Source organism: Flavobacterium sp. Sd200 (assembly GCF_009826935.1).
In the GTDB taxonomy this organism is placed as follows: Bacteria; Bacteroidota; Bacteroidia; order Flavobacteriales; family Flavobacteriaceae; genus Flavobacterium.
The window spans coordinates 300059-318578 of sequence record NZ_WUMN01000002.1 but is presented as its reverse complement, the minus strand read 5'-3'; the positions used below and the strand labels follow the sequence as shown (position 1 = coordinate 318578).

Genomic DNA, 18520 nt, shown 5'->3' with positions numbered 1-18520 from the left:
TCGTAAGGTCACAAAGTCAAAAGCATCGGGTAATCTGGTGCTTTTTTGTTTTTTGATTTGAAATTGTTAAAATTGTATCTTCAACACCGATAAAATAATAACCTAATGAAAACCGAAACAGTATTGTTTTCCATCGCTTTAACAGGCGTTATCTTGAGATTTTTACATCTACCGGGAGGTTCGATGTTACTTGTAACGGCATTAACCGTTTTAGCACTGTTGTACTTGCCTTTTTCATTTTATTTTTTCTGTGATAAAACCATAAAGCAACAAAATTTACCATTATCAATTGTAGCAGGTATCTTACTTTCAGTTACAGTCATAGGTATATTGTTTGTATTGATGCACTGGCCGGGAGGAGCCAATATGTTATTAGTTGGAAATGTAGCCTCAACTGCAATGTTTATTCCTTCTCTAATTTTACTTGTAACAACTGATACTCAATTAAACAAATATTATAGAAATATGCTCATAAGGACAAGTGCCTTATTAATCATATCGGGCATTATGTGGTTTTATTAAATTACATAAAACCTTATCTTTATGCGCACATATAAAAAACACATTGCTATATGAACATAAAAAACGCACAACAAGACGTAGACAACTGGATAAAAGAGCACGGGGTGCGCTATTTTAATGAACTTACAAATATGGCGCAGCTTACCGAAGAGGTAGGCGAAGTAGCCCGCATTATTGCCCGCCGCTATGGCGAACAAAGCGAAAAAGAAAGCGATAAAAATAAAGATCTTGGCGAAGAACTTGCCGATGTAGTGTTTGTAGTGCTATGCCTTGCCAATCAAACAGGTGTAGACCTGCAGGCAGCCTTTGATAAAAAAATGGACCTTAAAACCAAGCGCGATCACGACCGTCATCATAACAACGAAAAGCTTAAATAAACCTCCCTGTTAATGGATATTAAATTACAACTGCATAAACCCGTAGCCTCTGCGGCAATAAAAATTACAGGAAGCAAATCAGAAACCAACAGGCTGCTACTGTTGCAGGCTTTATATCCGGGTATTATTATCGGTAACATATCTGAGTCAGACGATAGCCACGCCATGCAGCAGGCACTGGCAAGCACAGACAGCGTTATAGACATTCACCATGCCGGTACTGCGATGCGTTTTTTAACAGCCTACTTTGCCTTGCAGGAAGGGCGGGAGGTTGTGCTTACAGGTTCGCAACGCATGAAAGAACGCCCCATTGGCGTGCTTGTAGATGCCCTGCGTAGCCTTGGCGTCCAAATAGAATATACAGAGAATGAGGGTTACCCACCGCTAAAGATCATGGGGCGCAAGCTAACGCAAAGCGGCGTGAGTATAAATGCAGGCGTAAGCAGTCAGTACATAACCGCTTTATTGCTTATAGCAGGCAGACTCGAAAACGGCTTAGAGCTTACCCTTGAGGGCGAGCTTACTTCTATACCCTACATAAAAATGACATTAGGACTGCTGGATGAAGTAGGTATAGAAAACAGTTTTGCAGATAACAAAATCACGGTAAAATCGGCAACCAACAACCAGCAACCAGCAACCATAACGGTGGAAAGTGATTGGAGCTCTGCGTCTTACTTTTATTCTATTGTGGCGCTTTCTAAGGTGGGTACCGCAATAACATTGTCGGCTTACAAGCAAAACAGTTTGCAGGGCGACAGCGCATTGGCAGAAATTTATAAGGATTTTGGGGTTGAGACTTCTTTTCAGGACAACGCCATAACACTAACAAAACTCAACCTGAAACCTGAAACTTTAAACTTTGAACTAAACAACACCCCCGATATTGCCCAAACCATTGCCGTAACCTGTTTTGGCCTTGGTATAGGCTGTTATTTAACAGGGCTACACACTTTAAAAATAAAAGAAACCGACCGTCTTGAAGCATTAAAAACCGAGCTTGAAAAATTTGGAGCAACTATAACGGTTACTAATGATAGTTTAACATTAGAGCCGCATAATTTATTTGACCCGAGTGAAGCTCTCACCCCTGCTTTGGAGGGGAAGGGGGAGGCCGTAGCAACCTATAACGACCACCGCATGGCCATGGCGTTTGCACCGTTGGCTATAAAAACGCCGTTTATAATTCAGGATGCGGGTGTGGTATCTAAATCATACCCTACGTTTTGGGAAGATATGAAAGTATTGGGGTTTGAGATGAGGGAGGTTTAGTTATATATGCTCCGCTAAGTTAGAGACTTTATAGAGATGTTTTAAAGCCTTTTTGTTTTTGTAACTGAATGAATATAAGTCATTTGCTAACGAAGCCACGAAGTCGGAGACTTGGTGGAGTAGTGCAAGACGGTTTTATGTTAAATTGTTGTTCGCTAAAAAATATCTGTTCTGTTTTTATAACTGATAAAATTATACTAAATGAAAAACATGCAAACCGTTACCGCTAACTTTTCCATCTGTTTCAAAATAGTAATATTGTTTTGTTCTACATTATGCATTGCACAAAATTACAGTAAAAGTAAAATATTGTGTTACGAAATTTCTGATCCCAAATATGTTGGGTTTAATGGAGGGTTTTATGACCAAAGATTTCATAGGTTGCCAGCATTTATTGACTCTGAGGTTGATTTTAAGAAAAGTTATGATACATTATATACTATAAGCGATAGTATTTATTGGGATAGATTAGAATTTAGGACTTTAAAGACAGATACTTTAAAAGTTTATCCTACCAAGAGAATGAAAAGAAAGATTGGTAGATATCTTTCAAGGTCTGACAATACATTAATAACTGCTCCTGAAAGCTTCAATTTTTTAATTTTAGAAGTCAACTTTGAGTATAAAAGGGCTGATACTTTAACTTCGCTAATTCCAAATCTATATGATGTAAAGCCACCATTGATAAAAAGGACATCTCAAGTCTACGAAATTACTAAAATTCATAAAATATCAGTCTTAAATGCAGGAAACAGGTTAATTTATATAAAAGATTAAGAATGATTAAAGTTTTTAAAAGGATTAATATGTTTGTTAGTTGTGTAGATAATGTTTTGTTTTTCAGTCTCAATTACAAATAAATCCCAAAACACTTGACAACGCCTGTTTCAGGATAGTATATTTGCACTCAATTTAAAACACAGAAATGAAATTATCCAACTTCAATTTCAACCTGCCTAAAGAGCTATTGGCAGAGTTTCCTACAGAAAACAGGGACGAATCAAGGCTAATGGTGGTAAACCGCAAGACTAAAACCATAGAGCACAGGCTGTTTAAAGATATTATAGAGTATTTTGATGAGGGCGATGTTATGGTGCTTAACAACACCAAAGTGTTTCCTGCACGCCTTTATGGCAATAAAGAAAAAACAGGTGCGCGCATAGAGGTGTTCCTTTTAAGAGAACTTAACAGCGAGCAACGCCTTTGGGATGTACTGGTAGATCCTGCACGTAAAATACGTATTGGTAATAAACTTTATTTTGGCGATGACGACAGCCTTGTGGCTGAGGTTATAGACAACACTACATCGCGCGGGCGTACGCTTCGCTTCCTTTATGATGGCTCTTATGAAGAGTTCAGGAACAAGCTTACTGAGCTTGGCGAAACCCCAATACCTAAATACATAAACCGTGAGGTAGTGCCGGAAGATGCCGAGCGTTACCAAACCATTTATGCTAAAGAAGAAGGTGCTGTTGCTGCTCCAACTGCGGGTCTTCACTTTTCTAAACACCTGCTTAAAAGGCTTGAAATAAAAGGTATTGACTTTGCAGAAATTACACTGCACGTTGGCCTTGGTACTTTTAATCCTGTAGAGGTGGAAGATCTTAGTAAACACAAAATGGATTCTGAAGAGCTTATCATTACTCAGGATGCCTGCGATATTGTAAACAAAGCAAAAACTTCTAAGCATAAAGTTTGTGCTGTGGGTACTACTACCATGAGGGCTATGGAAAGCTCTGTGTCGTCGCAAAAAACGCTTAACCCATATGTGGGCTGGACAAACAAGTTCATTTTCCCTCCGTATGATTTTAGCGTGGCCGATTGCATGATCACTAACTTCCACACGCCAAAAAGCACACTGCTTATGATGATCTCTGCCTTTATGGGGCACGATCTTATGAAAAAAGCCTATGAAGAGGCTGTTGCCGAAGGTTACCGTTTTTATACCTATGGCGATGCGATGCTAATATTATAATTGCATTTTGTGCAAACAAAACTAAAGCGGCTTTCGGGCCGCTTTTTTGTGTATTTAGTTAAACATTTTCCTGAATTCCAACGGGCTTATATTTGTCTTGGTTTTAAATAGTTTACTGAACCCCTGCGGATATTCGAACCCCAGTTGGTAGGCAATTTCGCTAACCGAAAGCTGAGTAGTGGTAAGTACCTCTTTGGCTTTTTCTATCAGTTTGTTATGTATGTGTTGCTGGGCATTTTGGCCTGTGTGGGCACGCAGCATATCGCTAAGATAACTTGACGAAACATTCAGGCTGTCGGCAAGGTGCTTTACGGTGGGCAGCCCTTTATTTTCGGAATTCTTAAAATGATTTTCGAGTAGTTCCTCCAGCTTAGTAAGCAGGTTGTTGTTGTTTATTTTGCGGGTAATAAACTGCCTGTTGTAAAAGCGGTTGCAATAGGTTAGCAAAAGTTCAATGTGTGATATAATAACATCATGGCTAAAACGATCCATGTTGTTGTGGTATTCCTGTGCAATGCTTTCAAAAATGCCTTCTATCATGGTTTCTTCCTTTTTAGAAAGATATAAGGCCTCGTTGGCTGAGTAGGAAAAAAACTCAAACCCTTTTATGTTTTTATCGAGCGCATAGCCCCTTATAAAGTCCGGATGAAAAATAAGCATGCTTCCCGCCAATGGTTCATAGCCTGGCTCGCTTTGGTAACATATTTGCCCCGGCGCAATGAACGACATCATACCTTCGTCAAAATCATACTGGCTTTGCCCATAAATAATTTTGCCTTTGTAGTCTTTTTTAATGGCTATCATGTACACATTAAGTAAAAGCCCGTCTGCCAGGATTTCGTTGTGCGCACGAATATCTTTAAAATCTACAATGCTTACCAATGGATGTTCCGGCTCCGGAATTTCCATTACACGGTGCATTTGAGATATGGTATTAAGTATCAATGGGGCACGGGTTGCTTTTTTCATAAGATTCATTTTTAGCCACAACCCGAGCGTAAGCGAACTGGTGAAGCAATTACACTAATTTACACAAAATGGCGATTTGTCAATTTGTTAATTCGTGTATTTGTGGCTTTATTATACCTTTCCGTAATTCGTAATTTGAAATTCGCAATTAAAGATTAACCAGCGTCATACCCCAGTCGTCATAGCGGTTGCCCGTAGGTGTGCCAAGTGGTATTATGCTTTCCAGTCGGTTAAGGTCGGCAGCAGATAATGCTACGCTGGCGGCTGCAATATTCTGCTCGGCATATTTTACACGTTTAGTGCCGGGTATAGGCACAAAGCCTTTGTTTACTGCCCAGGCAATGGCAAGCTGAGATGGCGTTATGTTTTTCTCAGAGGCTATTTTATGGATCTCGTTTAGCAGATCGATATTTTTATAGAATTGCTCTCCCTGAAATTTAGGAATGCTTCTCCTAAAATCATTTTCTGCAAAATCGTCCGGAGTTTTGATTTCTCCCGATATAAAACCACGGCCAAGTGGAGAATAGGGTACAAAACCAATGCCCAGCTCTTTAAGGGTGTCTAAAATTCCTTCCTCTTCAACGCTTCGTTCAAATAAAGAATATTCCGATTGCAGTGCACTCACGGGGTGCACGGCATGCGCTCTTTTAATGGTCTCGGCAGATACTTCACTAAGGCCAATGTAGCCAACTTTGCCTTCTTTAACAAGATCGGCCATGGCGCCCACGGTTTCTTCAATAGGGGTTTCCGGGTCAAGCCTGTGCATGTAGTACAGGTCTATATAATCAGTGCCCAGGTTTTTAAGCGATCGCTCTACCGATTTTTTTACGTAGTCTTTTTTACCATTTATTTTCCATGTAAGCTGCTCGTTATCGTCTATTTCCCATGCAAATTTTGTAGCAATAACATAGCTGTTTCGGTTTCCTGCAATGGCTTTGGCAATAAGCCTCTCGTTGAGGTGTGGACCATAAAGGTCGGCAGTGTCTAAAAAGTTTCCGCCCAGTTCCAGCGAGCGGTGAATGGTGGCTATAGACTCTGCCTCATCGGCTTTGCCATAAATATCTGCTCCGGCAAGGGTAGTCATTCCCATGCAGCCTAAACCAATGGCGGGCACTGTAAGTCCCTGATTTCCTAAATTTACTTTTTTAATGCTCATTTTTTAGATTTTTAGATGTTGGATCTTTAGATATAAGATAGCACTGTATTAAATAAATATGCACTATCCCAATTTCGTAATTCGTAATTTAAAATTCGTAATGTCTATTGCAAATTTCGGTACAATGTCTAACCGAAATTTATCCAAAATAAGGATGGTTGTATCCAAAATGAAGACGGGGCTGTTACACCCCGTCAATCACTATTTATTTGCTATAAAAGGAGCCTGCTTTATGTAAACAGTATCTTTTATTTGTTGTATTAAAAATTCAGCAAGGCTGGTGGCGCTAATGGCAGTCCCCGGACAATCAGTAAGGCTTATTGAAATTTGGGGTTCATCATTGGTTAGCTCGATCATTGGCAAACGAACCATGGTCCAGTTAGCATTGCTTTGCGCTAACAATTCATATTCCTGTTGTTTATCTATTGTAGAAGCAGGATAGTTGTCATACATCCATTGTGTGGCAGCAAGGCTGTTTGCGCCTTTGTTGTCAAGAGGAGAGTTTACATTCAATCCTGTGATTACAATGTAGCGTTTAATGTTAAGCTGTTCCATAGCGCGCAGTATATTGCCTGTAGCAATGCTAAAAATGGTAGGTTCGCTTGGCGGTGTACCCATGCCTAATGTGCTTATTACGGCATCGCATCCTTCTAAAAGCGAAAGTACATTGTTATAATCCCTAACGTTTCCTGTGATCACTTCTGCAAGTTGAGAACTGGTGGTAAAACGTTCCGGGTTTCTAACAAGCGTTTTAAAAGAGTATCCCTTTTCAATAAGTTGATTTACTAAATATGTTCCGGCTTTTCCGGTGCCGCCAATAACGGCAATTTTTGTATGTGGTTTCATGATGTGTATTTATAAAATGTAAACAATAGAAAGATATTCCGGTAGCCATTTGCTTTCCGGAAAATGCAAAGGCCTAAGACTTTGCTATTGCTGATATTTTATAAAAACATTGTAATGAAGTAAAAGTACAAAAAAATAGCATTGAACTGATTTAAACTTTTTTCAATTGGCTGCAAAATGGTCTTTTTTGCCCCATATTTTACCTGTTTTATTACTCCGTAGCGCTGCTATGCAATGCAAAAAGCTAAAATATGGAACAAAAATCCCTATTTTTCGCTTCAATCAAAAAAGTTTAAATCAGTTCATTGTAAATTAAAGCACTAATTCCATTTGTATGTCGCAGCGCTCGTATGGAGTTGGGCGATTGGGTATTTTTACAAAACCCAATTTGTGGTATAGATTTATGGCAGGCTTTAAAACAGTATTGCTTTCTAAATACAGTTTTTTGGCACCCACACTTCGGGCTTTGTCTATAATTGCATTGCCCAGCAGGCCACCTATGTTTTTGCCCTGCGCTTTTGGCGAAACTGCCATTTTTGCAAGTTCAAAATCAAATTCGGGGTCAGGATGTTTAATCAGTGCGCAAACACCTACAGGCTCTGCTTTGTACAGCGCCACAAGAATATGCCCATCGTTATTTAAAATGTATTCTTCTGCATTGTGTAACGCTTTCCTGTCAGAGTCTTCCACCTTAAAGTATTTAGATATCCACTCGGTATTAAGGTCTATAAAGGCATCAAGGTATTTGGGTGCAAAATCAACAATGGTAACATTTTTACTTTCTCTAAACTTCTTTTGTTCGGTAACCCTTCTCAATAATGTTTTCTGTTCCAGTAAAAATTCCCATTCTGCAATTGCTTTCCACAGGTTGTGGGTGCTTTGGTTCAGCATATCTTCAACAGCACTGTTAATATCGGTGTACTGATCCTGTATTTTCAAAGTTACCTCATTGCCTTTTTCAGAAAGGCATATCACATTGCGCCTGCCATCGATACTGTCATTTTTATCGGTCACGTAACCTGCTTTTACCATTTCGCTTATTATCTTGCTTACAGATGGGTGCGAGTGTCCAATCTCTTTAGCAATAGATGTTATAGTGTTATTATCACTGTTGGCAAGGCAATAATAAACAGGAAACCATTTAGGCTGAAAATCGATGTCATATAAACTGTAAATTTTTGCAGAATCTTCAGTTACTGTTTCGGCAAGCATACGAAGCCTGCTTCCTATGGCTACTTTGCCTATTTTATCAAAAAAGTCCATTTTAAAATTAATTACGTAATTGGTTACGCAAATATAACGATTTAGACTTTATTTGAATGAACCGGGGTGTGATTTTTAACGAATGACAAGTTTAACTACTGTAATCATTTATCTAATATTTAAGATTATCAATATGTTAATCTGTATGATGAATTGTACTAAAGACAGTAACTTTATATAAAAAAATTGCTATGGACTCTTACACAATGACGTTTAAGTATGACGGTATTTTCGATCTGCCCAACGATCCCGGTGTTCGTGACAGAGAGGTGCCGCACATGGTTTTGGAAAAAATGAGACATAAGGAGTTTGAACTCGTAGACTTTAATCTTACAGAAAATTACAGTCACAACTATGCACGGCACTATTTGAACAGCCACCTATACCGTTCGATAGTGGAAATAAAGCTGAATCTTAGTATGCGAGCCCTTAAAAGCCGTGATGCTATATATGAGTGTTGTATAAAAGCTATGGAAAAAGATAGGCTGTATCTTGAGCAGGCTTACGAAAATGAGAACAGGCAGGAAGGCATACTGCAGAGCATTATTATTTTCGACATGAAAAAAGACCATGCCGCAGCATCGGCATAAGTAGTTTAACCACGAATTTTCGGAATGTTTTTAGATTGCTTCGTTCCTCGCAATGACGGTGCTTGAAGAAAGGAATAAAGAAACCTTAACACGTTTTATTTTCACGTACTGTCATTGCGAGCGGAGTGCAACGGAGCGCGGCAATCTGTTGTTCAGACAGAATTTTCATAAATCAATATACTTACTTTTATTCAAATTGAATATCTGATTTTAAATAACCAGTTAATTTGTGATAATTAGTGCAATTCGTGTCTCCTCTTTCTTTAACTTGCGGTATTATTATTTACTGAATGATCGTTACCAAAAATATACATTTTGCTTACGGCAACACTACGGCTTTTAATTTTCCGGATGTTACTGTTTCTAAAGGGCAAAGCCTTCTTGTTACAGGCGGCAGCGGAAAAGGCAAAACCACCCTGCTGCACATTTTAGGCGGTTTACTGCGACCGCAAAGTGGTGAGGTATTTATAGAAGATACTAACATTGTTGCACTATCTGAAAAAAAGTTAGATCAATTTAGAGGCAGGCATATTGGGCTGGTTTTGCAACAGGCCTATTTTGTAGCATCTTTGTCGGTGTTGGAAAATGTAGTACTGGCCTCATGGCTCTCTACAGGCAAGCAGGCAACACAAAAAGCAACACAATTAATAGAACAATTAGGCTTAAAAGACCAACTTCACAAACTGCCCTCACAACTTAGTATTGGACAGCAGCAACGTGTAAATATTGCACGAGCCCTGATCAACGAACCTGATTTACTTTTGGCCGATGAGCCTACCTCGAGCCTTGACGATGATAATGCCCTTATAGTAGCCGATATGCTCGCGCAACTTGCTGCGCAATACGGTACTGCGCTTATTGTTGTTACGCACGACCAGCGTTTAAAAGACCGTTTCCCTAACCAAATATCCCTGTAGTATGATAGCAAGAATAGCATGGAAAAACATTTGGTTTAAGCCCTTAAATACTTTACTCAGTATAATACTGTTAACGGCAAGTGTAGCCATTATTACACTGCTTATATTATTGCAGGATCAGTTTGAAAAGCAGTTTAACAGCAATATAGATAATATAGACCTTGTGCTGGGTGCACAGGGCAGCCCCTTGCAGCTCATACTTTCTGCCGTATATCAGGCCGATGCGCCAACCGGAAATATAGATTATACAGAAGCCAAGACCTGGATGAAACACCGCTTTGTGCAAACCGCAGTGCCGCTGGCGTTTGGCGATAATTATAAAGGTATCCGCATAGTGGGTACTACGCCTGATTATTTAAAAGTTTACGGCAACGGGCTTAAAGAAGGAAAAATTTTCAGCCATAATTTTGAGGTGGTTATAGGCAGTGCTGTAGCCCAAAAGATGGGTTTGAAATTAGGAGACAAATTTTTTGGCTCTCATGGCGATGCCGCCGAGGGCGAAGTACACGAAAATCATGCTTACATTGTTACAGGTATTGCTGCGCCAACAGGCAAAGTTATAGACAACCTTATTTTGTGCAACGTGCCCAGCGTTTGGGCCATGCACGATGAAGAAGGCCACCACCACTCCGAAAGCGAAATTCATGAGGATGTGGAAGATCATGGTCACCATGAGGCGTATGGACACAGCGAAGCAGATGAGCACGATGAAGCGCATGAGCATCGTGACGAACACCACGACGAAGTCGTTAGCGAAGAGGGTAAGGAAATTACGGCAGTGCTCATAAAATTCCGCAGCAAGATGGGTATTGTTATGTGGCCGAGGCTTATTGCCCAAAACACCAAAATGCAGGCAGCATCTCCGGCCATAGAGGTTAACAGACTGTTCTCTTTGTTTGGCATAGGGCTGCAGGCACTTCAATATCTGGCTTATGGCATTATGCTTATATCTGGCATTAGTATATTTATTGCGCTCTACAATACTTTAAAAGAACGTAAATACGAATTTGCCCTTTTGCGCGTTAATGGGGCAAGCCGTACGCAACTACTGTGGCTGGTACTTATAGAGAGCCTGTTGCTTTGTGTTACCGGTTTTATTTTCGGTACGGTTGTTGGACGCATTGCGTTAAGCCTCATTCCAGGGCAGTCGGAATCAGAATTTAAAATGTCGTTCAACCCGTTTGAGTTTGTATGGCAAAAAGAAGGATATTTGCTTGGGCTTACTATCTTTGTAGGGATTTTTGCGGCTGTAATTCCTGCCGTTAAGGCCTACCGTTTAAACATATCTAAAACACTTGCAAATGCGTAAAACGTTTTTTATAGCGTCATTAATTATATCAGGTTTTATACTGGTGTCTATGGGCAACCCATCGGCCAGATCAGCAATGCCTGTAACTAACAAAACTGTAAACACAGTATTTTCAGATACGCTTAACTGGAAGCTTTTAGGCCAGATAAAATATCTTAAAAAGCCCAGTAAAGATTATCCGGAAGGTGTAATGTTCCCTATTATAAATCCAACTCTTAAAGCTAAAAACACTAAAACCATTTACATGAGCGGTTTTATTGTGCCTATAGACAATAAGAGCTATGCACTTAGCAAGAATGTTTTTGCATCATGCTTTTTTTGCGGGCAGGCAGGGCCGGAAACTATAATGGGTATAAAGTTTAAAAATCCCGGCACTAAACTAAAAACCGACCAGTATGTTACCCTCCAGGGAACATTTAGGTATAACGACAGCGATGTAGACGATTGGATCTATCATATAGAAAACGCTGTAATTGTAAGTAAGTAATGAGTCTGTCTGCCAAAAAAGCCATTTTCTTTGACCTCGACCACACCCTGTGGGATTTCGAGAAAAATTCTGCGCTTGCCTTTGAGGTTTTGCTGCCCAAAAATGGTATCAATATTTTAATCGACGATTTTTTACATCACTACATTCCTGCAAATGTTAATTACTGGAAACTGTACCGCGATGGGCTCATCACACAACAGGAATTAAGGTATGGCAGGTTTAAAGATGTTTTCGTGGCGCTTAAATATGAGGTTAGCGATAAGGTTATTCAACAGCTCTCGCATGATTATATTGCCCTTTTGCCTACCAATAACCATTTGTTTGAGGGTGCGATAGAAGTGCTGGAATATCTTAAGACAAAATACAGTCTGCATATTATTACCAATGGCTTTCATGAAGTGCAGGCGCTTAAAATGAAGAGTGCCAACATAGACCATTATTTCGAAACCGTAACCAATTCAGAAAATGCCGGGTTTAAAAAGCCACATCCTGCCATTTACGAATATGCCCTTAGTGCTGCCAATGTACAGAAATGCGACAGCATAATGATTGGCGACTGCATTGAGGCCGATGTGCAGGGAGCCCTTGATTGCGGCATTGATGCTATTTATTTTAACGAACACCGCCTCGAAGCGCACCCGTCTATACTACAGGTAAACCACCTGCTCGAACTAAAGAATTTACTCTAATTATGAAAAAGATACTACTGCTGTCAGCATTATTTATTTCTGCTCTTGGTTTTGCCCAGACAGATAACATAAACAATTATAAATATGTAATTGTGCCCGAAAAATTCGATTTTTTAAAGGAACCTAACAAATACAACCTGAATTCTTTAACCAAAATGGTTTTTGAAAAATATGGTTTTGTTACCTTTTTTGCCAACGATAAAATGCCCGATGAACTTGCTCTTAACAAATGCAAGGCACTGTATGGCGACCTCGTTAACGAATCGGGTATGCTTAATACAAAATTACAGATAGTGCTAAAAGACTGTAGCGGCAAAGTGCTTTATACGTCAGAGGAGGGTAGGAGTAAAGAAAAAGAATATCAAAAAGCTTATTATGAGGCACTAAGAAGAGCATCGGCGTCCTTAGAGTCGCTTAACTATAAATATGTTGCCCCGGCTGCAACGGCTCAAACTGCACAGCCGGTAGCTTCGGCAACAGTGCCTGCACCTGCACAATCTGCAACGCCTGCTGCAACCCCACAAGCTGTAGTTACAGAAGGCCAGCTTTTTGCACAGCCTATAGCCAACGGTTTTCAGCTTGTAGACACCACTCCAAAAGTAGTGGCTAAAATGTATAAAACCTCTCAGCCGGATTACTACACTGCACAAGGCGAAAACAAGAACGGAGTTATATTTAAAAAAGGCAACGATTGGTTTTTTGAATACTACGTTAACGACAAGCTTATAAGCGAAAAATTGAATATTAAGTTTTAAGTTGCTGAGGCTTTGGGAAGCTTAGAGATTTAGAAAAAAGGCTTGAAAATCATCTGGATTTTCAAGCCTTTTTTTTCTAATGTGTAAATTCTAAATTTATTAGAGGTGAAGCCCCTAAATTTTAATACCCATACTTTCCTCTCCATCGGTTCCTTAAAAACTCACGGGTGCCGTTTTCGCGGCTGTTGTTGCCGGGTTCATAAAATGGTGTGTTTGAAATTTCATCCGGCAAAAATTCCTGTTCGGCAAAATTGTTGGCATAGTCGTGGGCATATTTATATTCGTCGCCATAGCCTAGTTCTTTCATAAGTTTGGTTGGTGCATTGCGCAGGTGTAACGGCACAGGCAGGTCGCCGGTTTGTTTAACCACCTGCTGCGCTTTGCCAATAGCCATATAGCTGGCATTGCTTTTGGGCGATGTTGCCAAATAAATAGCGCACTGGCTCAGTATAATTCTTGATTCAGGATATCCAATAGTGCTCACCGCCTGAAAGGTGTTATTTGCCATTATCAGTGCTGTAGGGTTAGCATTGCCAATATCTTCGCTGGCTAAAATAAGCATGCGGCGGGCTATAAATTTAAGGTCTTCGCCGCCTTCTATCATGCGAGCCAGCCAGTATACCGCCCCGTTAGGATCGCTCCCCCGCATCGATTTTATAAAAGCCGAAATAATATCATAATGCTGTTCGCCCGTTTTGTCATAAAGCACCGTATTTTTTTGTGCAAGCTGCATTACGCGGTCGTTCGTTATTTCTACATCATCTCCCTCAGATGCATTTATAATTAGTTCAAAAATATTAAGCAGCTTGCGTCCGTCGCCACCCGAAAGGCGCAGCAAAGCCTCAGTTTCTTTAAGGCTTATGTTCTTGGTTTTTAAAATGCTGTCGGTTTGCATGGCACGGTGCAACAGTGCTTCAAGATCTTCTTTAGTAAAAGCATTAAGCACATATACCTGGCAACGCGACAAAAGGGCAGGAATAACCTCAAAGCTTGGATTCTCTGTAGTTGCACCAATAAGGGTAACAATGCCTTTTTCTACCGCGGCAAGCAACGAATCCTGCTGCGATTTGCTAAAGCGATGTATCTCGTCTATAAACAAAATAGGGTTTTTGGCTGTAAACATGCCGCTATTTTGTTTGGCTTTATCTATAACTTCGCGTACGTCTTTAACTCCTGCATTTATGGCACTCAATACATAAAAGGGGCGGTTGCTTTCCTGCGCCATTATTTGCGCAAGCGTGGTTTTGCCCGTGCCCGGAGGCCCCCACAAAATAAGCGACGGTATAATGCCGCGTGCTATTTGGTGTGTGAGTGAGCCATTAGGCCCCACAAGGTGCTGCTGGCTTATGTATTCTGATAAATGCTGTGGGCGTATGCGTTCTGCCAAAGGTGCTTCCATAGCTGTAAAATTACAGATTTACCATTAAATAGAGTATTTTTAAATGCTAAATACTATTGGGCATTACAGCCCGTTGATAGCTAATAACCAACCACTTTTTTATATGCCGCTAAAATTTACAGTACTGTTGCTGCTCCTGTCGTTGCCCTTATGTGCTCAGCAAAAGGCCCTGCGTTTTGTAGACAGTAAAACTAAAAAGCCAATTACAGATGCCTATGTGTACCTGGATTCTGCTTTTGTTGCCGCAACCGATTTTAACGGCAATGTAAAGTTTGATATGGGGCGGAGTTATAGCAATCTTATTGTAGACCATGTGGCTTACTATAAGCGTACTATAACGCGGGATTCTATTCTTATAAAAAAGGTTTATTCTCTTAAAAAGCACGTAGATGTACTGGATGAGGTTTACATTAGCGACAGGCAAAAAAAGGATACACTTGCAGGTATTAAAACAAACTTTAGCTGGGGTAATAAGGCTGCCACATTTGTTGCCTATCAAAATGATAGTTATATAAAGAGGCTTAAGTTTAGGGTTATTAGTGTGTTTGGCGTTAAAGGCATGGAATATTTACCTTTTATGGCAAATATTTATACCTATGATACTGTAACCAAATTGCCTGGAAAGTCGCTTTTGCCTCAAGACATTGCTGTTGAAAATAAGAACGGAAACAAATGGGCTGAAGCCGATATATCTGCTTATAAAATAAAAGTACCGAAAGAGGGTATATGCATTATGTTTATTCTGCCGCAGCTGGATAGAGGTGTTCATGATAACGATTTTGTATGGTCTAAAGTAGGACGCATAGCTGCGGTTCCTGCTTTAGAGATTGCCGGAGGCGATAAAAAAACTTTTTCTTTTGTGGATAACTATGTGTTGAATGGACGATCTTATTCCGAGAAATGGGCCAGGGTAGAAGGCAATCATTATATGATGGAGCTTGTTTTGGAAGAGTAGCAAATTACCGATTAAAAACTGACAAAATAACAGGCTTACAATTTTGGAGATGTTTTTGAGTCATTGCTTTACATGAAACACAATGACCAATTTAAATTTTCGCCCTCTGTACTGCTTTGGCCCCTGGCCGCTGTATTGCTACTTTGGATAGTGTACTGGGTAGAGGTGCGTTTTCATATATATCTTTCAGATTGGGGCATACAGCCAAGAACGCTTATAGGTTTAAGAGGCATACTTTTTAGTCCGTTTCTGCACGGCAGCCTGGAGCATATTTATAACAATTCCATACCGCTTTTTGTACTCATTGCTGCCATGCTTTACTTTTACAGGGCACAGGCATTAAAAGTAATAGGCTACGGTATTTTACTGAGCGGTTTTATAACCTGGCTTATTGGCGGAGACTATACCAATCATATTGGTGCAAGTGGATTGATATATGTACTGGTTAGCTTTATTTTTTTTAAGGGCATACAAACGCGCTATTTCCGTTTGGTAGCATTATCGCTAACGGTTGTAGTAATGTATGGCGGAATGATATGGTATGTCTTCCCCGGTGTGGAACAAGGGGTGTCTTGGGAAGGCCATTTGGGAGGGTTTATAAGCGGGCTTCTTTTTTCGAGGCTATATGAAACTCCCGATTATGAAAAAGATATTGTTTATGACTGGCAACGACCGGATTTCGACCCACAGCAGGACGCTTTTATGAAGCGTTTTGACGAGAACGGTAACTTTGTAAACCCACCACCACCGGAACCTGAACCGGAAGAAGAAACAGATTTTCTTTCTAATATTGATGCTATAATGCAGGCTGCACCCGTAAGGCGGATAGTATATATTTATAAAGAAGAGCCTAAAAATGAGTCGCAGTCAAAACCTGAATCGGAATCAGATTCGTAAGGTAAACTGCGACTGTAAACGGTTTTTTATAGGTGCTTATTTCTTTTCCAAAAACAGTACAAGGTCTATAAGCCTTGAAGAGTAGCCAATCTCGTTATCATACCACCCTACAACTTTTACCATACGGTCTATTACCGATGTTAGCTGTGCATCAAAAAGGCACGAATTGCGGTTGCCCAAAATATCTACCGATACTATAGGGTCTTCAGTATAAGCCAAAACACCTTTTAGATCTCCTTCTGCATGCGCTTTAAAAGCAGTGTTAATCTCTTCTATGGTTACTTCGCGTTTTACGTAGCAGGTAATATCAGTAAGCGAACCGTCCGGTACAGGCACACGGATGCCCCCACCGCCAATTTTACCTACAAATTCAGGGAAAATTTTGGTTAATGCTTTTGCCGCCCCAGTTGTCGTGGGTACGATAGATTGTGATGCCCCACGTGCCCTTCGCAAATCTTTGTGTGGCTGGTCGTGCAGGCTTTGGTCTGTAGTATAAGAGTGTACCGTGGTAATATAAGCCTGCTCAATACCGCACAGCTCATTAATGATCTTCATCATAGGTGCGGCGTTGTTTGTGGTACAACTGGCATTACTTACTACCGTTTCGGAGCCATCCAATATATGTTCGTTTACGCCTAAAACCACTGTTTTAATGCGGTCGTCTTCTGGCGGTGCAGAGAGTATTACCCTTTTTGCCCCCGATGTAATGTGCTGTTGGGCATCCTCCAGCATTTTTATGCGCCCGGTAGATTCTATAGCTATATCAATGTCATGGTTATTCCAGTTGATGTCGGCTATTTTGTCATGGCGTAAAAAAGGGTAGGAGATACCGTTTATAATAAGGCTGTTTTCTGTATGGCTAACATCATAAGGCAAAACGCCGTGTATGCTGTCATATTTTATCAAATGCGCCATAGTACGTGCATCGGCAATATCGTTTATGGCAGCCACCTCAATGTGCGGGTGGTTAAGCAAAAGCCTGAAAAGGTTGCGGCCTATGCGCCCAAAACCATTAATGGCAATTCTTGTTTTTTTCATTTTGTAATTACAAAAATAGTAGACTGCAAAGGTACTAAAATCTTTGTGGTTTAATGTTGCCTTAAAATAAACCTGTCACAGCAACAAATAGTGTAGTACAAAAAAAAAGGGCAATAGCCCTTTTTAAGATATACCGTAAATATGGTTTAATTTTTTTTGTCTTCACTGATTAGCTTTCCGCCTTTAAAGGTTTGTACTGCATAAACAGCACCTTCGTTGTTGTAGTTTATAACGGTGCCTTTTCCGTTTCTAATAGTGCCTTTGTCGCGTGCGGCACCGGCAGGAGAGTTGCTTGCTTTAATATTCATTAACAGCCCGGCCTTATATTCTTTTTCTACACTAAGCTGTCCGTTTGTATAAAAGTATTGATAAAGTCCGTCTTCTACACCCATAACAAGATTAGATATTTCCTGAACCTGGCCTGTATGATAGAACAGTTGCTGTACTCCATCTTTAATGTTGTTGGTGTAATTGCCTTCGCTTTTAACCTTGCCATCCTGATAGTAAAATTTATAAGGCCCATTTAAAACCCCCACGCTATAATCGTGCTCGCTAAAAACAGCACCGCTGGCATAATAATTTTTAAAAGTGCCGTCTATTTTATCAAGGTGATAAGTTCCGGTAACTCCCTTTTCGCCATTAGGCAAAAGATAGGCAAGAGGCCCTTCTTTTCCTCCGTTTTTATAGGTGGCTTCCTGCAAAAGTATTTTTTTGAATGTTTTGTCTTCTATTACACAAAACTTCCAAAGCCCGGTGCGTTTGCCATTAAAGTAGCTTCCTTCGCCATATATAAGATATGATCCGAAAAGCTGTTTTATCACTCCGTCTTCATTATAACATACAAAATCTTTTTCAATCTTATAATCAATCCACAATCCCTGTTTAAGCTTTTTAACATCGGTTCTGCCTTCCGATTTAAAATTTTTGGCAGCAGTACCATCCTGTTTGTACAGTTGCATTATACTGTCGGTAACATAGACAGGTTTTTTTTGGGCATGCGCATTAACAACGAATAAAAATAAAATTAAAGCTCCTATTTTTTTCATGAGACAATAAACTTTGATTTGTAAAAGTGTATCGCAATGTACTATATTTCCTGCCAAA

At 40.1% G+C, this 18520-nt stretch carries 20 protein-coding genes; 13 read left to right on the top strand and 7 right to left on the bottom strand.

Translation table 11 applies throughout. The features are described 5' to 3' along the window. Window positions 1-105 precede the first annotated feature (105 nt). The 5 genes from GR160_RS07515 (at window position 106) to queA (ending at window position 4146) form a co-directional block, all read left to right on the top strand. On the top strand, window positions 106-522 hold the full coding sequence (locus GR160_RS07515) for a hypothetical protein (RefSeq protein ID WP_160749252.1): 417 nt from the start codon (window positions 106-108) through the stop codon (window positions 520-522). A 50-nt stretch (window positions 523-572) separates the two neighbouring features. Next, window positions 573-899, top strand: coding sequence for a nucleotide pyrophosphohydrolase (locus tag GR160_RS07510; RefSeq protein ID WP_160749251.1), 327 nt, complete (start codon window positions 573-575; stop codon window positions 897-899). Between the two features lie 12 nt (window positions 900-911). Then, window positions 912-2171 carry a 3-phosphoshikimate 1-carboxyvinyltransferase gene (locus GR160_RS07505; RefSeq protein WP_160749250.1) on the top strand — a complete coding sequence of 420 codons (1260 nt, stop codon included), beginning with the start codon at window positions 912-914 and terminating at the stop codon, window positions 2169-2171. 201 nt (window positions 2172-2372) lie between these two features. After that, window positions 2373-2948: a hypothetical protein gene (locus GR160_RS07500; RefSeq protein ID WP_160749249.1), complete on the top strand. Its 576-nt coding sequence runs from the start codon at window positions 2373-2375 to the stop codon at window positions 2946-2948. 148 nt (window positions 2949-3096) lie between these two features. Next, window positions 3097-4146, top strand: coding sequence for a tRNA preQ1(34) S-adenosylmethionine ribosyltransferase-isomerase QueA (gene queA / locus GR160_RS07495; protein WP_160749248.1), 1050 nt, complete (start codon window positions 3097-3099; stop codon window positions 4144-4146). Between the two features lie 54 nt (window positions 4147-4200). On the opposite strand, the gene GR160_RS07490 is transcribed toward queA, so the two are convergent. The 4 genes from GR160_RS07490 to GR160_RS07475 all read right to left on the bottom strand — a co-directional run bounded on the left by GR160_RS07490 (window position 4201) and on the right by GR160_RS07475 (window position 8380). Further along, window positions 4201-5115: an AraC family transcriptional regulator gene (locus tag GR160_RS07490; RefSeq protein WP_160749247.1), complete on the bottom strand. Its 915-nt coding sequence runs from the start codon at window positions 5113-5115 to the stop codon at window positions 4201-4203. Between the two features lie 148 nt (window positions 5116-5263). After that, window positions 5264-6271 (bottom strand): aldo/keto reductase, encoded by a 1008-nt coding sequence (locus tag GR160_RS07485; protein WP_160749246.1) that lies wholly within the window; start codon window positions 6269-6271, stop codon window positions 5264-5266. A 201-nt stretch (window positions 6272-6472) separates the two neighbouring features. Continuing rightward, a complete protein-coding gene (locus tag GR160_RS07480) occupies window positions 6473-7117 on the bottom strand; it encodes an NAD(P)-dependent oxidoreductase (RefSeq protein WP_160749245.1) in 645 nt (214 codons plus the stop codon). Between the two features lie 312 nt (window positions 7118-7429). Continuing rightward, a complete protein-coding gene (locus GR160_RS07475) occupies window positions 7430-8380 on the bottom strand; it encodes a helix-turn-helix domain-containing GNAT family N-acetyltransferase (RefSeq protein ID WP_160749244.1) in 951 nt (316 codons plus the stop codon). A gap of 191 nt (window positions 8381-8571) precedes the next feature. Between GR160_RS07475 and GR160_RS07470 the strand changes: the two genes are divergently transcribed. The 6 genes from GR160_RS07470 (at window position 8572) to GR160_RS07445 (ending at window position 13127) form a co-directional block, all read left to right on the top strand. Continuing rightward, window positions 8572-8970 (top strand): hypothetical protein, encoded by a 399-nt coding sequence (locus GR160_RS07470; RefSeq protein ID WP_160749243.1) that lies wholly within the window; start codon window positions 8572-8574, stop codon window positions 8968-8970. Window positions 8971-9260: 290 nt separating this feature from the next. Continuing rightward, entirely contained in the window at window positions 9261-9887 is a 627-nt protein-coding gene (locus GR160_RS07465) for an ABC transporter ATP-binding protein (RefSeq protein WP_160749242.1), read from the top strand. A 1-nt stretch (window position 9888) separates the two neighbouring features. Next, window positions 9889-11196: an ABC transporter permease gene (locus GR160_RS07460; RefSeq protein ID WP_160749241.1), complete on the top strand. Its 1308-nt coding sequence runs from the start codon at window positions 9889-9891 to the stop codon at window positions 11194-11196. Continuing rightward, complete coding sequence (locus GR160_RS07455; RefSeq protein WP_160749240.1) at window positions 11189-11683, top strand: hypothetical protein; 495 nt, start codon at window positions 11189-11191, stop codon at window positions 11681-11683. The genes GR160_RS07460 and GR160_RS07455 overlap by 8 nt, the downstream gene beginning before the upstream one ends. Next, window positions 11683-12372 carry a YjjG family noncanonical pyrimidine nucleotidase gene (locus GR160_RS07450; protein ID WP_160749239.1) on the top strand — a complete coding sequence of 230 codons (690 nt, stop codon included), beginning with the start codon at window positions 11683-11685 and terminating at the stop codon, window positions 12370-12372. Before GR160_RS07455 ends, GR160_RS07450 begins: the two co-directional genes overlap by 1 nt. A 2-nt stretch (window positions 12373-12374) precedes the next feature. After that, the gene (locus GR160_RS07445) at window positions 12375-13127 is read left to right on the top strand and encodes a hypothetical protein (protein ID WP_160749238.1); all 753 of its coding nucleotides are present in this window, start codon (window positions 12375-12377) and stop codon (window positions 13125-13127) included. Window positions 13128-13248: 121 nt separating this feature from the next. On the opposite strand, the gene GR160_RS07440 is transcribed toward GR160_RS07445, so the two are convergent. After that, on the bottom strand, window positions 13249-14526 hold the full coding sequence (locus GR160_RS07440; protein WP_160749237.1) for a replication-associated recombination protein A: 1278 nt from the start codon (window positions 14524-14526) through the stop codon (window positions 13249-13251). Window positions 14527-14569: 43 nt separating this feature from the next. Between GR160_RS07440 and GR160_RS07435 the strand changes: the two genes are divergently transcribed. After that, on the top strand, window positions 14570-15481 hold the full coding sequence (locus tag GR160_RS07435; RefSeq protein WP_160749236.1) for a hypothetical protein: 912 nt from the start codon (window positions 14570-14572) through the stop codon (window positions 15479-15481). A 72-nt stretch (window positions 15482-15553) separates the two neighbouring features. Continuing rightward, the gene (locus GR160_RS07430) at window positions 15554-16378 is read left to right on the top strand and encodes a rhomboid family intramembrane serine protease (protein WP_160749235.1); all 825 of its coding nucleotides are present in this window, start codon (window positions 15554-15556) and stop codon (window positions 16376-16378) included. Window positions 16379-16414: 36 nt separating this feature from the next. On the opposite strand, the gene gap is transcribed toward GR160_RS07430, so the two are convergent. After that, the gene (gap, locus tag GR160_RS07425; protein WP_160749234.1) at window positions 16415-17416 is read right to left on the bottom strand and encodes a type I glyceraldehyde-3-phosphate dehydrogenase; all 1002 of its coding nucleotides are present in this window, start codon (window positions 17414-17416) and stop codon (window positions 16415-16417) included. Between the two features lie 146 nt (window positions 17417-17562). Next, entirely contained in the window at window positions 17563-18462 is a 900-nt protein-coding gene (locus GR160_RS07420) for a toxin-antitoxin system YwqK family antitoxin (RefSeq protein ID WP_160749233.1), read from the bottom strand. Window positions 18463-18520 lie beyond the last annotated feature (58 nt).

What these genes read in the sequence shown, in the direction of transcription:
- gap (WP_160749234.1), bottom strand. Translation starts at nt 17,416, where the DNA reads ATGAAAAAAACAAGAATTGCCATTAATGGTTTTGGGCGCATAGGCCGC.
- queA (WP_160749248.1), top strand. Translation starts at nt 3,097, where the DNA reads ATGAAATTATCCAACTTCAATTTCAACCTGCCTAAAGAGCTATTGGCA.
- GR160_RS07480 (WP_160749245.1), bottom strand. Translation starts at nt 7,117, where the DNA reads ATGAAACCACATACAAAAATTGCCGTTATTGGCGGCACCGGAAAAGCC.
- GR160_RS07465 (WP_160749242.1), top strand. Translation starts at nt 9,261, where the DNA reads ATGATCGTTACCAAAAATATACATTTTGCTTACGGCAACACTACGGCT.
- GR160_RS07515 (WP_160749252.1), top strand. Translation starts at nt 106, where the DNA reads ATGAAAACCGAAACAGTATTGTTTTCCATCGCTTTAACAGGCGTTATC.
- GR160_RS07505 (WP_160749250.1), top strand. Translation starts at nt 912, where the DNA reads ATGGATATTAAATTACAACTGCATAAACCCGTAGCCTCTGCGGCAATA.
- GR160_RS07430 (WP_160749235.1), top strand. Translation starts at nt 15,554, where the DNA reads ATGAAACACAATGACCAATTTAAATTTTCGCCCTCTGTACTGCTTTGG.
- GR160_RS07455 (WP_160749240.1), top strand. Translation starts at nt 11,189, where the DNA reads ATGCGTAAAACGTTTTTTATAGCGTCATTAATTATATCAGGTTTTATA.
- GR160_RS07450 (WP_160749239.1), top strand. Translation starts at nt 11,683, where the DNA reads ATGAGTCTGTCTGCCAAAAAAGCCATTTTCTTTGACCTCGACCACACC.
- GR160_RS07445 (WP_160749238.1), top strand. Translation starts at nt 12,375, where the DNA reads ATGAAAAAGATACTACTGCTGTCAGCATTATTTATTTCTGCTCTTGGT.
- GR160_RS07475 (WP_160749244.1), bottom strand. Translation starts at nt 8,380, where the DNA reads ATGGACTTTTTTGATAAAATAGGCAAAGTAGCCATAGGAAGCAGGCTT.
- GR160_RS07440 (WP_160749237.1), bottom strand. Translation starts at nt 14,526, where the DNA reads ATGGAAGCACCTTTGGCAGAACGCATACGCCCACAGCATTTATCAGAA.
- GR160_RS07490 (WP_160749247.1), bottom strand. Translation starts at nt 5,115, where the DNA reads ATGAAAAAAGCAACCCGTGCCCCATTGATACTTAATACCATATCTCAA.
- GR160_RS07510 (WP_160749251.1), top strand. Translation starts at nt 573, where the DNA reads ATGAACATAAAAAACGCACAACAAGACGTAGACAACTGGATAAAAGAG.
- GR160_RS07460 (WP_160749241.1), top strand. Translation starts at nt 9,889, where the DNA reads ATGATAGCAAGAATAGCATGGAAAAACATTTGGTTTAAGCCCTTAAAT.
- GR160_RS07435 (WP_160749236.1), top strand. Translation starts at nt 14,570, where the DNA reads ATGCTAAATACTATTGGGCATTACAGCCCGTTGATAGCTAATAACCAA.
- GR160_RS07500 (WP_160749249.1), top strand. Translation starts at nt 2,373, where the DNA reads ATGAAAAACATGCAAACCGTTACCGCTAACTTTTCCATCTGTTTCAAA.
- GR160_RS07470 (WP_160749243.1), top strand. Translation starts at nt 8,572, where the DNA reads ATGGACTCTTACACAATGACGTTTAAGTATGACGGTATTTTCGATCTG.
- GR160_RS07420 (WP_160749233.1), bottom strand. Translation starts at nt 18,462, where the DNA reads ATGAAAAAAATAGGAGCTTTAATTTTATTTTTATTCGTTGTTAATGCG.
- GR160_RS07485 (WP_160749246.1), bottom strand. Translation starts at nt 6,271, where the DNA reads ATGAGCATTAAAAAAGTAAATTTAGGAAATCAGGGACTTACAGTGCCC.